The organism is bacterium (assembly GCA_020444325.1).
In the GTDB taxonomy this organism is placed as follows: Bacteria; Bacteroidota; Ignavibacteria; order SZUA-365; family SZUA-365; genus BM516.
The window spans coordinates 655716-669659 of record JAHLLD010000001.1 but is presented as its reverse complement, the minus strand read 5'-3'; the positions used below and the strand labels follow the sequence as shown (position 1 = coordinate 669659).

The 13944-nt window shown below is 55.4% G+C and carries 9 protein-coding genes; 5 read left to right on the top strand and 4 right to left on the bottom strand.

The genetic code is table 11. The annotated features are described in order from the left end of the window. Nucleotides 1–151 precede the first annotated feature (151 nt). Nucleotides 152–625 (top strand): TlpA family protein disulfide reductase, encoded by a 474-nt coding sequence (locus tag KQI65_02670; GenBank protein ID MCB2203626.1) that lies wholly within the window; start codon nt 152–154, stop codon nt 623–625. A gap of 84 nt (nt 626–709) precedes the next feature. On the opposite strand, the gene radA is transcribed toward KQI65_02670, so the two are convergent. From radA to sthA, 4 genes are read right to left on the bottom strand one after another with little or no spacing between them, the layout of a single operon-like run. Next, nucleotides 710–2059: a DNA repair protein RadA gene (radA, locus tag KQI65_02665; protein ID MCB2203625.1), complete on the bottom strand. Its 1350-nt coding sequence runs from the start codon at nt 2057–2059 to the stop codon at nt 710–712. A gap of 2 nt (nt 2060–2061) precedes the next feature. After that, on the bottom strand, nt 2062–2670 hold the full coding sequence (locus tag KQI65_02660) for a hypothetical protein (protein MCB2203624.1): 609 nt from the start codon (nt 2668–2670) through the stop codon (nt 2062–2064). A gap of 26 nt (nt 2671–2696) precedes the next feature. Next, on the bottom strand, nt 2697–3842 hold the full coding sequence (gene meaB, locus KQI65_02655; GenBank protein ID MCB2203623.1) for a methylmalonyl Co-A mutase-associated GTPase MeaB: 1146 nt from the start codon (nt 3840–3842) through the stop codon (nt 2697–2699). Between the two features lie 18 nt (nt 3843–3860). After that, nucleotides 3861–5258 carry a Si-specific NAD(P)(+) transhydrogenase gene (gene sthA, locus KQI65_02650; GenBank protein ID MCB2203622.1) on the bottom strand — a complete coding sequence of 466 codons (1398 nt, stop codon included), beginning with the start codon at nt 5256–5258 and terminating at the stop codon, nt 3861–3863. A gap of 119 nt (nt 5259–5377) precedes the next feature. On the opposite strand from sthA, the gene msrB reads away from it, so the two are divergent. The 4 genes from msrB (at nt 5378) to KQI65_02630 (ending at nt 13938) form a co-directional block, all read left to right on the top strand. Beyond that, complete coding sequence (gene msrB, locus KQI65_02645; protein MCB2203621.1) at nt 5378–5926, top strand: peptide-methionine (R)-S-oxide reductase MsrB; 549 nt, start codon at nt 5378–5380, stop codon at nt 5924–5926. A 301-nt stretch (nt 5927–6227) separates the two neighbouring features. After that, nucleotides 6228–10445, top strand: coding sequence for a VWA domain-containing protein (locus tag KQI65_02640; protein ID MCB2203620.1), 4218 nt, complete (start codon nt 6228–6230; stop codon nt 10443–10445). Nucleotides 10446–10449: 4 nt separating this feature from the next. Further along, a complete protein-coding gene (locus KQI65_02635; protein MCB2203619.1) occupies nt 10450–13119 on the top strand; it encodes a hypothetical protein in 2670 nt (889 codons plus the stop codon). Between the two features lie 87 nt (nt 13120–13206). Continuing rightward, the gene (locus KQI65_02630) at nt 13207–13938 is read left to right on the top strand and encodes a PIG-L family deacetylase (GenBank protein ID MCB2203618.1); all 732 of its coding nucleotides are present in this window, start codon (nt 13207–13209) and stop codon (nt 13936–13938) included. Nucleotides 13939–13944 lie beyond the last annotated feature (6 nt).

The window sequence follows — 13944 nt, the reverse complement described above, 5'->3', positions numbered from 1 at the left end:
CGACGCTCGAATCCACCAGGCCGATACGGACATCACACGTACATATCCAGGCGCAGGAAAGTCCTCGATGACAGAAAAGCGGCGATAACAGGCCGTATTCAATACCCGTTAGATATCTGAAATCATCAACATTCATACACTCCGCAATACCATGAAAACATTCATTCTCACGCTTGCGCTGCTGTTTACCTCCATGACGCTTTCCGCACAGGTCGGGAAGCAGGCACCGGAGTTTTCGCTGAAAGACAAGGACGGTAAGGTCTACTCGCTGGAATCACTGAAAGGAAAAGTGGTCGTACTGAATTTCTGGGCCACCTGGTGTCCCCCCTGTAAGGCAGAAATCCCTGATCTCAAGCGTGTCTATGACAAGTACGGAGAAAAGGGTGTAGAAATTCTCGGCGTATCGCTGGATAACAAGGGCTGGAGTGTACTCAAGCCTTTCGTAGAGAAATGGGATATCAACTATCCCATCGTTCTCGGTGGCATTGACATTGCGCGCGACTATGGCAACGTTCGCTCCATCCCCACGACTTTCATCATCAATCGCGAGGGAAAAGTCATCGACAGGCATGTCGGATCCATCAAGGAAGATGTACTCGTCAGCAAGTTTGAAAAGCTGCTCTGAGAATTTCACGAGAGTATAAAGAAGTAAAAAACCCTCCCCGTGCGACGGGGAGGGTTTTTTCATATCCGTAATGCAGTGCGGCAATCAGTGCAGGATTTTCTCCATCGCCTCGGCAAGGAGATCGACTTCGATGACTTCAATGCTGCGTTTCTTCTTCTCCGGCAGTCCCCCACGCGGAATGACAATTCTGCGAAAACCGAGCTTTTCAGCCTCACTAACCCGCTTTTCCACCTGTCCCACCGACCGTACCTCTCCGCCAAGACCCACTTCCCCGACCAGCGCCGTCCCATGATCAATGGCGGTATCGCGGGCGGAAGAAGCAATGGCTGCGCAGACGGCGAGATCGACGGCCGGTTCATCAATGCGCACGCCTCCCGCGATATTCACGAAAATATCATACTGTCCGACCAGCATGCCGTAGCGCTTTTCGAGCACGGCGAGCAGAAGTGAAACACGTCTGCCATCAATGCCTGATACCGTTCGCTGCGGCGTTCCGTAGTTGCTCGGCGTCACGAGCGCCTGCACTTCGATGAGCAGCGCGCGCGAGCCTTCGAGACTGGCGGTGACGCAGGATCCAGATATCCCGCGGGAACGCTCCGAAAGAAACACCTCGCTGGGATTGGTGACTTCCCGCAATCCCTCCTCGCGCATTTCGAAAATCCCGATCTCATTCGTACTGCCGAAGCGGTTTTTCAATCCCCGCACGATGCGATAGGTGTGATGGTGATCTCCTTCAAACTGCAGGACGGTATCGACCATATGTTCCAGGACGCGCGGACCGGCAATCACACCATCCTTCGTCACATGTCCGACAACAACCATCGGAATATTACTGTTTTTCGCGTGTCTGAGTAGAACGGCGGTACTTTCACGCACCTGGGAAATGCTCCCAGGCGCACTTTCAAGTTCGGGACGATAGATGGTCTGGATGGAATCGATGACGACGAGTGCCGGTTTGACTTCCTCCACTGCATGCAGAATGGCATCGAGATTGGTTTCTGCGAGCACAAGAAAGTCATCGCCAGACACCCCCAGGCGTTCTGCACGCAGTTTGATCTGTCGCAGAGACTCCTCTCCGCTCACATACAGGATGCGGGCATCGCCGCGTCCGAGCTGCATCATGAGCGTGGATTTCCCGATGCCGGGATCCCCCCCCAGCAGAATCATCGATCCCGGTACGATGCCTCCACCGAGCACGCGATCCAGCTCCTGCAGTCCTGTTCCCAGGCGCGTGTCTTCGCGCGCGTCAACTGACGTGATTGAATGCACGCGCGCGTCCCCTGAAGATGCGCGCGCGCCTCGTCCACTGCTTTCCTTGCGCACCAGTTCTTCGGTGAGCGTATTCCATTCACCACAGGTGTCGCATTTCCCGCTCCAGCGCGCAGATCTCGCCCCGCAGGATTGACAGACGTATTGGGTTTTCTGTTTTGCCACGGTCAGCGCGATTTCATCATCGTGTTTTCGAGATCGACCTTCTGGATGCGGAAAGATCCGGTGAACTTCACGCGCACTCGTTTGGAATCTTCTTCGAAGCTTTTCGTGATTCCGTTAATGGTGGCGTCTATGTAGCCCGAGACATACCCGTCGCTGTTCTCCTCAATTGTAATGCTGCCTTCATAGCTTTCCCCGTCGATGCGTTTGCGTTCATCACCCAGGTAGAAGCGGTAGAAAGCGGCATTTTTCGCATCGCGCAGCTCATAGGTGCCCGGAGCGAAGCTGGGAAGCTCGATACCAAACCAGGTTTCCAGCGACTGTTCTCCAAGCTTGTCGAAGCTGGAAATCACCAGTACGCTGTTTTTTCCCTCTTTCAGCTGAATGACGCGGATAGCCTGAAGGGCATCGCTGATGTTTGTAGCGTCATCGATGGAGGCATTCGGCACAAAGTAACGTTCGTCGAAGGTGTATACCTTTGCCGGAGGAGGAGGGACGGCGAGCGTGTCTTTCTTTGCGGGTGGCGGGGCCTCGGTTTTGAGCTCTTCGTTGGCGCTGCTGCAGGCGATGGCGAGCGCAAGGATGGGAATGAGCAAAAGTCGGCTGTATTTCATAATTCCCTCGCAGATATGATGAACAATCACAACGTAGATATTTCTTCATCGAAAAAGATCTCAAGCAGGCGTTGTGCCGCCAGCAGGGGAGGAAGCGTGCCGTCGGCGACGCGTTTCTTCAATTCCGGCAGCATGGCTGCAACGGAAGGATGCGTCTCGAAGCGGTCCTGCAGCGATGCGGCGATGCTTTCCTGCATCCAGTCGAGCGCCTGACGGCTGCGTTTCTCTTCGAAATAGCCATTTTCCATCATGCGCGTGCGAAAACGCTGCAATGTCTCCCATACAGCAGAGACACCCTCGCGCGTGAGGGACGAACAGGTGAGAACGGGGGGAGTCCAGTCCGGCACCGGGTATTTCATCAGGTGCAGCGCCGATTCGTATTCGCTGCGCGCGCGCCTTGCGGCCATCAGGTTTTCGCCGTCTGCCTTGTTGATAACGACCGCATCGGCAAGCTCCATGATGCCGCGCTTGATACCCTGCAGACTGTCACCCGCACCGGCGAGCATGAGCAGCAGGAACACATCGACCATGGAGTGCACCATGGTCTCGGATTGTCCCACCCCCACGGTTTCCACGACAATGATATCGAAACCGGCGGCTTCGCAGAGCAGCATGGCTTCACGGGTTTTCCGGGCGACGCCGCCCAGGGATCCAGCGGAAGGAGAGGGACGGATGAACGCGTTGGGGTGCACGGACAGTTTTTCCATCCGGGTCTTATCGCCCATGATGCTGCCACCGGACAGGCGGCTGCTCGGGTCGATGGCAAGTACGGCTATACTGTGTCCCTCTTCAGTCAGTTCGGAACCGAGCGCTTCAATGAACGTGCTTTTCCCCACGCCCGGCACCCCGGTAATCCCGATGCGCACCGAGCGGCCCGTATGCGGCAGCAGCTGCTCCATCACTTCGAGGGCCCGGCGGTTGTGTTCGGGTTTGAGGCTTTCGATCAGGGTAATGGTTTTCCCGAGCACGACGCGGTCTCCGTCAAGAATGCCGCGGACATGTTCGTCAATAGTCAGCTCGCGCCGCGCGGGACGCGCAGCGGAGGGGGAGGTACTGCCCGGTGAGCGTACACCGGGACGCACACCCAGGCGTCCCTGAGAAGAGCGCGCGGTTCCTTCCTCGCCGGATTCCGCGCCACTGTGGGCTTCGCGATCGAGGTCGTCGTGATTCATGGCCTCACGATACTGATGTCAGAACAGGCGGTTGTAGCCGTTAAGCGCGGCGACGCGATAGGCTTCCGCCATCGTGGGATAATTGAACGTCGTATTGATAAAATACTTGATGCTGTTGTGCTCGTCGGGCTGCGTCATGATGGCCTGGCCGATATGCACGATTTCGGAAGCGTTCTGACCGAAACAGTGAATTCCCAGTACCTGCAGTGTTTCCCGGTGGAAGAGGATTTTCAACATGCCCGCGGTTTTCCCGGTAATCTGTCCACGTGCAAGATTGCGGAAAAATGAGCGGCCGACTTCATACGGCACCTTGGCCTCGGTCAGTTCCCGCTCGGTTTTACCCACGCTTGCAATTTCAGGGGTAGTGTAAATCCCTGTCGGGAAATCCTGCACCAGCGTGACATCGCATTTCCCTTCGATAATATGCGTTCCAACATACCTCCCCTGATCGTAGGCCGCGCTTGAAAGCGAGGGGAAACCGACGATATCGCCCACGGCATAGATATGGTCGACCGCCGTTTGATAATGCTCGTTGGTGCGAATATTGCCGCGGTGGTCGACTTCGATGCCGAGCGCCTCGAGTCCGAGACTCGCCGAGTTTCCTGTGCGTCCATTTGCCCAGAGCAGGACGTCGGATTTGATTTTCTTCCCGGTTTTCAGATGCAGAATCACCCCGTCATCAACCACCTCGACGCGGTCGTATTCTTCATTCTGTCGAATGAGAATGCCTTCTTCGTCGCGCATATGGTAGCTGAGCGCGTCACTGATCTCATCATCAAGAAACTCCAGCATGCGCGCGCGCGTGTTGACCAGGTTCACCTTCACATCCAGTCCGCGGAACGCCGAAGCGTACTCGCTGCCGATAACGCCGGCACCATAAATGGTGATACTGTCGGGAATCCGCTGGATTTTCAGAATGGTGTCGCTGTCGACAACATACGGGTTGTCAAAATCCACATCGTCGGGGTGATACGGGTGCGAACCCGTGGCAATCACGAAATTTTTCGCCCGGAACGTGCGCAGCGCACCATCTATTTCACGCACCTGGATGCTGTTGGCATCCACGAAGCTGGCTTCGCCGTTGATCACATCGATGCCGTTCCGGTCATAGAAGCCCTGGCGGTCGCGTACCTGCTGGGCGACGACCTTTTCCACGCTTTCCATGAGTTCTTCATACGTCAGCTTCAGCGTGCGCGACACCTTGTCGAAGAGACGGCTTTGCCGCAGCTCTGCATACTGCTGGATAACGTGAATAAGGGATTTGCTCGGGATGGTGCCCCAGTGCGTGCAGCCACCCCCGACTTCAAAATGCCGTTCCACGACCGCAACGGATTTCCCCGCCTTGGCCGCTTTGATTGAAGCACCTTCGCCACCGGGACCACTGCCGATGACTATGATATCGTATATTTTTTCCATAGATCCATCTTGGTTCATCGTCGACTTCCCGTAATATAAGGATTGTCCTTTTTGCATTGAATTTCCCACCCGATTTTGTTGTTATTGTCTATGTCCCCATGAACAGAACAAGGAAAATCATGAGATATATCACCTTTCTCGCTTTGATCCTGTTCGCCGGCAGCAGCTGTCTGGCACAGAGCTGTGGAGAAGGCGACCTGATGAAAGCGCATGACGGGAAAGCAAGCACCGTGAAGCAGAACAACAACGGAGAACAGGTCATGTTTTCGATAGAGAAAAGCAACGCTGACTGGCAAAAGGCACTGAGCAAGGAGGAATACCGCGTCCTTCGGGAAGGCGGTACGGAAATCGCCTTCACCGGGAAATACTACAAGACCGACGCGGATGGCGTGTACCGCTGCGCGGGCTGCGGCAACGTACTGTTCACCTCCAAGGAGAAATATCATTCCGGATCCGGCTGGCCTTCGTTTTACGCACCGAAGGACAACAAGAATATTGTGATTCGGGAAGACCGCAGTCACGGCATGGTACGCGAAGAAGTGCTCTGCGCCGCCTGCGGCGGACATCTCGGACACGTCTTCAACGATGGTCCGAAACCTACAGGACTGCGTTACTGCATCAACTCCGTCTCGCTGGACTTCGAAAGCGACAAAACCGCGGAGAAATAACACCCGCCCAGGTATCCCTGAATTGAAACAACCCCCTGTTCATGTACACGATGAGCAGGGGGTTGTTCGTAGGGGAATAAAACGCAATTTCACGTGTCCATTATGTAACATTCAGGGCATTGAATTGTCTCTTGATAGTATGCGCACTTTTGAAGTGCTTTGTGAAGCACATTCGTTAAGTTTTTTCGACACAAAAAGTTGTGCAAACCCGGGCCCGCCTGTTTACATGGTCAGAAAAAATTCCTATTATGCGGGTGGCATGCTCCGGAAATATTGAATGCATCCATATCCACGGGCCTGTATGGTGGTACGTTACCTGTTTTCTGTTCTCCTCGCCTGTGTGCTGCTTCATCCTCTGAATGCCCAGCCCAATCTGCTGTTCAAGCGGATCGAGGTCACTTATCCTACGATACGTCTGGCATTCAAGGTGACCTGCGACGGCGCCTTCCGCAATGATCTTCAACCACAGGACTTCGAAGTCTACGAAAACGGCCTCAAGGTCAAGGACGCCACTATCTGGTGTCCCCCTGAAGTAGACTGCTGTGTCTCCGTTTCCCTGGTCTTCGACCGGTCGGGGAGCATGGTTGGTGAGAAAATCGAAAATGTCAAGAAGGGCGGGATAGCCTTCGTCAACTCAATGAATCCCGACGGACTCCCCTGCGATGAAGCGGCGGTCGTAAGTTTCAGCCATGGAGATGATGTGGTACTGGATCTCCCCATGACCACAAAGAAACCGGATCTCCTCGGGGCCATCGATTCGATGAAAGCGAACGGGCTCACCGCGCTCTGGGATGCATCGGCCATGGGCATCGACGAGCTGGTGCGCAACGGCACGAATCGCTGCAAGGCTGTCATCATTCTCTCCGACGGCGGTGACAACAACAGCCAGATATATAAAAAGGTGGAGGAGGTCATTCAGCATGCGCTGCTCAACAACGTGAAGGTCTACACGATCGGGTATGGCATTCAGAACGCCGAGCATGCACAGGATCTTCAAAACTTCGCCTTCGCAACAGGGGGACAGTATTATTTCTCTGCCGACGGCAGCGACCTCGCGCAGATATACGCATCCATCAAGCAATCCATCAAGGACGCCTACCAGGAATGTCTCATTACCTATGAGGCCGGTTGTCCCGATGGCACACAGCGTACCGTCGAACTCGTGCTCAAGAACTATTGCGGCGGCACGGTTGCGCGTACACGCACGTACATGGCGCCGCTCGACCGTTCACAGTTTCAGGATGTGCACATCGACATTGGTGAAGACGATGTCGGCGCAACAAAAGATGTCGTAGTGCCCGTCACACTGGAAACTCCGGTGAACGCGGTGTTCAGCAAAGCCAGTATTGCCATCGGCTACGATTACAACGTACTGAACTTCAGGAGCATTTCAACAGCAGGGACGTTGCTCGAAGGCAAGGCGCTCATCGCCAACGAAGCCGGTTCACGCGTCAATGTCAGCCTCAAAGAGCATGTGGAAATGAATACCGCGGGCGGTGTACTGTTCTACCTGCATTTCACGGCCGGCGACGTGGCCCGGGCTACGACGACGCCGGTGTACATGATCAACTGGACCTTCGACGCCTACTGCCTCAATCCCCAGATGAGCAACGGCTTCGTGCGCATTCGTCCGCGCGAACCCGAACTCAACTGCGAGATTACGGCCCCGGATGCTCTGAACTGGAATGACCAGGAAAAACGTTACGAACCGAATCCCTTCAATGTCGAAGTGCGCGTCAACAACACGGGTACAAAAGAAGCCTTTGGGGTCCGTGCAACGCTCGTGACCGACCCCGCAATTGTGACGCTGGTCACCCCGCAGATTCCGGTGCAGGATCTCTCCCCGAATCTCATCTATCCGGGCGGGACGGGATACGCGAACTGGACATTGCAAGTGAAGGAAATAGAAGACCTGGATTCCATTCCCATTTATTTTTCCATCACTGCCGACAATAATCCGACACAGGCCTGCTGGAAGCGCATCGTCGTCGATCCCGCATTGTCATCAGCGCTCGCATGCGACATTCAATCCGTTGACACGGTGTTTTTCCGAGAGCAGTATTACGAACCGGTAGAATTCGACGTCCATGTCACCGCACACAATGTCGGCAGCGGTCAGACAAAGGATGTTCGGGCGCAGCTGCTGCAGGATACACGCTTCACCATTGTACCCCCGGCGAGCAAACAGCTCGCGGACGTACTCCTTTCCCAGGAAAGTGCAAGTGACTCTTTCCGGGTAAAGATGCATCCGCGTGATACCGATGGATACGATACGCTGCGCGTCAACATCCAGGGCGACGATACGAATCCCGCATGGTGCGAATGGCCCGTCTACGTGCAACGCGTGCGTATGCCCGAGTTCAGTCTGCTGTGCACCACCGTCGACGATTCGCTTGAATTCAATGAGGCGACATACGAGTACGAACCGAATCCCTTTGTCGTCCGCACCCTTGCCGAAAATATCGGCGAGACCTACGCGGAAGACTGTCAGCTGATATTCGTCGGTCCTTCTCGTTTCGAGCCGGTCGCGGGCAGCAATCCCCGCGATGCCGGAACGATGCAGATCGGCGACAGGCATGAAGAAAACTGGCTGATCCGCGCACTCGACAGAAATATCGGTGGCTGGGATACGCTGGTCTTCCAGGTGCAGGGCCGGGGCGGACTCGACAGACCCATCGTTCTGACCGAGTGCAGGCTTCCCATTTACGTTCCGCCAATTCGCAAGCCGGAATACACCATGAGCTGTTCGCTTATCGACAGCCTGGTGTATGAAAACAATCAGTACAGTCCCGACCCGATTGAGTTCAGTCTGCGCATCACGAACACGGGGAATGCGCTTGGACGCGGACTGCATCCCACCATCGTGCCTCCGCCATCGGTTTCGCTGGCTGCCGGAGAAGATGCACAGAAGTACGTTCCCGCTCTCGCCACCAATGAATCCCGCATCGTCACCTGGCGCCTCCATCCCGAATCTCGCGGCAATGATGGCGTTTACCGGGTTTGCGCGCAGGTCGTCGACTCCGTCGGCATCTCTGCACAATGCTGCCAGGACATTTTCATTCCGCGTACGGAAAATCCTGATCTGAAGCTGACATGCTGGTCCATCGATACGCTGTATCTCGATGCATCGAGCGGACAGTATCTCGGCAACCCCTTCGACGTCACGCTTGATGTCAATAATATCGGCCTTGGAACCGCGGAGAACGTACGCGCCAGCATCGCCGTGCTCGGTTCCTTTATCCGCATCCTCGGTGATGTGGAACAGAACCTGGGTGATATTTCCAACGAACTCAGTTCACGTGTGAACTGGCAGGTCGAAGCGCTCAGGCGTGAAGAACCGGCGGATGTTCCCATCGTACTCACCGTCGTTGCCGATAACCATCCTCCGGTGGAGTGCAACCTCGTCGTGCATATTCCCGCGACACAGACCCCTGTACTCGAAAGTGTCTGCAGTTCGATTCCCGAAGACAGCCTTTTCTTCGACTGGTCCACCGGCAGGTTCGAATACACCGAATGCACACTCACCTATACCATCACAAACACCGGTGCAGCGGATGCGCAGAATGTCCGCGCCCTGCTGATACTGCCTTCGGGCGTCATTCTCAGTGCCGGTGAGGAAACGCAGAAGACGCTGTCTCCCTCGCTGTTGCATCCCGGTGAGAGTGGTACGGTAACCTGGCGCTTCAGTGCGAAGCGTGCCGATGACGACATGATGCGTTCGTTCCGTTTCATCGCACGGGCTGACAATGCAGAAGACGCCGAATGCATCGACGACCTCTTCATTCAAGGCTCGCCGCGGCACCTGACACTGCAGCTTCCGTCCTACACCTTGCTGCGCTACAGCGAGAAGCGGGATATCCCCATCCGCATAGACAGCACCATCGGGAAGGATCTCTCCGAGTACGTGCTGCACCTGTACTATGATCCGACAGTGATCAGTCTGCTCAGCGTGTCCAACGCCGGCACACTGACGAACATCGGCTGGGTGGGTGCCCGCATGCAGGAAGTGGAAAAGGGCCACGTACAAATCAGCGACTATACCACCGGTACTCCACTCGGGACGACCGAAGGCGTGCTTCTCAATCTGAAGGTGGAAGGAATCTACAACGATCACCGTGACCTGGCTTCCTTCGGTGAAAGTGTTCTGGACCTCGATGAAGAAAACGTGCTGCTCAACCGCGGAGCCATCACACCTCACACCGTCGATGGACGTGTCATCGTAACCAACGAATGCCTGGAGCCGCTTGTCGCCACAGAGCGTTACGTTCTTGAGCAGAACAGACCGAATCCTTTCAATCCCGAAACGGTGATCTCATTCAACATCCCGAAGGAAGATCACGTGCGTCTGGCCGTGTTTGACCGGCATGGAAGGGAAATCACTGTCCTGCGCAACCGGATCATGTCCGCCGGCAGGCACAGCGTTCACTTCACGGCCGATAACCTGCCCTCTGGCGTGTATTTCTATCGCCTTGAATACGGCGGCAGTTTTGACGTTCGCAAAATGATCCTTTCACGTTAATCGCATGATCAAAAGTCCACGAACCGGGTCGCACCGTCGCGCTGGCAGCTCCCTTGTTTCAGGCAACCTCGCTCGCGATGGCAGTGTTCTGACGACGGTGCTCATTCTGCTATCGTTTCTCTTCCCGGCCATTGCCCAGGCGCAGACCTCCGGTCTGGCAATGTCCTGTTCGGTGACAGGGCCGGATTCCGTGTTTTTCGACAAACAGGAATTCAACCGTTACCTGCCTGGCGAATTCACCATTCACGTTCTCGTCGTGAATACGGGTACGGAAACGATTGACAGTCTCGTGGTTTTTCCCCGTTCCAACGAACGCTTCACGATCAAATCACACGCCACGGCATTGCTTGCCGTCCATTTTGCCCCGGGCGATTCCGCCGACACCACATTTACCCTTATCGTCAATCCCCGTGCAGTCAGCGGCATCGACACCATTACGGTTTCGGCTTCCGGACTCGAAGGCGCGCGTACCGCATGCATCCTTCCCATATGGGTGGAAAAAGAGTACAAGCCGGTGAACAGCCTGCTGTGTCCCTCCACCGGCGATATCAGCATTCAGTATATCGACACACTGGCCAGCTACGACCCGAGTCCCATCCCGATACCCCTCACCATCATCAATTCCGGTGATGCTCCATCGAAGGAAACACTTATTCTGTTTGCATCGGTCGACGGCGTAACGCTGGCCGACAATCAAAGCGGTGTGGTGAATTTCGGTGCACTCGAACCCGGGGCGCGTCGCGATACGGTATTCTATATCGAAGCCGTCGATCGCGACGATTTCGCCACCGTGACCCTGCTGTTCGTCGTGCAGGGGAAGGGTGGACTCGGTGATAAAATCGTGCAGGATACCTGCAGTTTCAATGTGGATATCCCACCGATTCGCGAAGTGTTCTTCGAACTCGAATGCGACAGCGATCCGGAGATACAGTTCATCGACGGTGCATACGAACCGAATCCCTTTGAATGGAATGTCACGGTACGCAACACCGGCGACAGCCGTGCAAAGAATGTTCGCGCATCCATCGCGCTCCCGGATCCGTTCTACCTCGCGCCCGGGTACGATGCGGAAATTGAAATCGGGGATATGGACGCGCACTCCCAGACCGCTGTCATGTGGCGTGTCTATGCGCGAAATGTCTCCGAGAAGTATGACGGTGAAATCTGTGTGCGGGTGCTGGATGCATTTAATCGCATTGCGCAGTGCTGCGACAGCGTCAGCCTTCCGGCCGTGCGTGAACCCGAACTGTCCGCGTCCTGTCTGGTCGTTCCCGACACCATTCGTGTCGACACAGAGAGCGGACAGTATTTGCCTGCCGAATTCCTCGTCGACGTTTCCCTCAGGAACACGGGCAGCGATCCGGCCGATTCGGTGTATGCGGAAATTCTGATTGCCGATCCGGATATAAAATTTGTTGCACCGACAACGACTCGCATCCTTGTAAGCGAAGAACTTTCTCCCGCCGCCGTGGAAAATCTGGAATGGCGGATAGCGCCGCTCCCCGTTAAGCAGCCGAGAGATCTCGAGGTGCGCATTCGTGTTTCCTGTAAAAACTACCCGACGGTGACGACGCTCTGCAGCGTACATATTGAGGCTTCGCGCAGTCCTGTGCTTACCTGTGAAGCCCTGACGAATCCTGAAGATACGCTGCACTATGCCATCGCCACCCTGGAATATGACGAACTGACATTCACCGCCACGGTACGCAACGAAGGAAGCATTGCCGCGCAGAACGTGGAAGCCACCATCCTTCTTCCACCAAATATCAGCCTGCCTCCGCAGGAATCCGCCGTCAGGCTGCGCAGCTTTGCGCTTCAGCAGGATTCGACATGGACGGTCAGCTGGACATTGCTTCCCGAAAAGAAGCGCGAAGGAACCCTCGACAGTATCCGTGTGGAATTCCGCTCGGGACAGAACGGAACGATATGCGGCGACTGGATTTTCATTGTCGGCATTCCTCCCGTTACCGTGTTCACCATTCCCAGTTATTTTGTCGAGCGCTATGGACGCGAATTTACCGCACCCATTCTCATTGACGAGGCGCAGCACAAGGACATCAACGAACTCGAGCTTTACGTCACGTATGACGAAAAGCTGCTCGAATTTCTGGCGTGGGAAAGGGAAGAAACCCTGCTGGAAAATGACTGGAATATCTCCGCCAGCGGAGGTGCGGGACGCATCTCTTTCCGGGCCATCAACAGCGCGGAACCGCTTGCCGGAAGTGGTGAACTTATCCGCATGCGTTTCAGGGTTCGTTTCGGACTCGGAGACGATATTCTGAACTGGGCGCTTTCACCGCTGGATTTCGATTCCCTGTCGAGCCAGGTCAATCGCGGTACCGTACTGGCGCGGTATTACAACGGACAGGCAATAGTGAGCGGAGATTGCCTGTATCCTCTGGAAGCAGGAGACGGCTACATTCTCGGCAACAGTCCCAATCCCTTCAATCCCGTAACCACGATTACCGTTCGCGTGCCTGAGGATTGCGAAGCTGTCGTCAGTATCCATGACATGCTGGGACGTGAAGTGACGCGACTGCACGAAGGATTTCTCAGCCGTGGCGAACACCGCATGCGTTTCAACGCACATGCCCTCCCGAGCGGCAGCTACCTTGCCATTCTGCGTACCGGCTCTGTCCTGCGCACACAGCACAGGCTTCTGCTTCTTCGCTGATACCATACCACGGCAATTTCAACGCACTTTCTTCCTTCCTCCCGTGTTGAATCTCTGGAGACCATGTCGTATCAGTCAGAGTCACGTATGTCCGCGGACACCCCATTTCGCCTGTTCTGCATTTTTCCACATCCCGACGACGAATCCTTTCTCATGGGCGGCAGCATCGCCGCGAGCGTCCACCGCGATAACGCCGACGTCACACTGTATACACTGACGAAAGGCGAACGCAGCCGCAATGCAGCGGCCCAGAAAATGAGTCCGGAAGAAATCGCCGGTCTTCGTATTGAGGAGGTTCGGCGAGCCGCCGAAATACTGGGCATTCGAACGCATATGCAGGGGGATTATCCGGACGGGGGATTGCGTGACATCGATCCTCGCGTCCTTGAAGAAGACATCGCTGATAAAATCCGCAGAATTCGTCCGCACGTCCTCTGTACCTTCGATGTACAGGGTGGCTCCGTACATCCGGATCACATCACCATGCACCATGTTGTCAAACGGATTTTCGTAAGCCTGCGTGAGGAAATTCCGGCCCTGCAGCGCCTCTGCTTCACGGTGCTCCCGCATGACCGCGTCGCATCATGGCCACGTGCCGTCTTCGGTGTTGAACGAAACCGGATTGATGCGATTGTGCCCGTCGGGGAATATCATGCTATGGAATACGCCGCCGTGCATGCGCACCACTCCGTGCGACGCGACGTCGAGGAAAATAACTTCGATGACTGGATGCTCTGGGAGGAAGAATATTTCAGCTTCTTTGACGAAAGCTTCCCCTCTCCGGTACAATCACTTTTTCATGGACTGCACCGGGATTGACCTCAG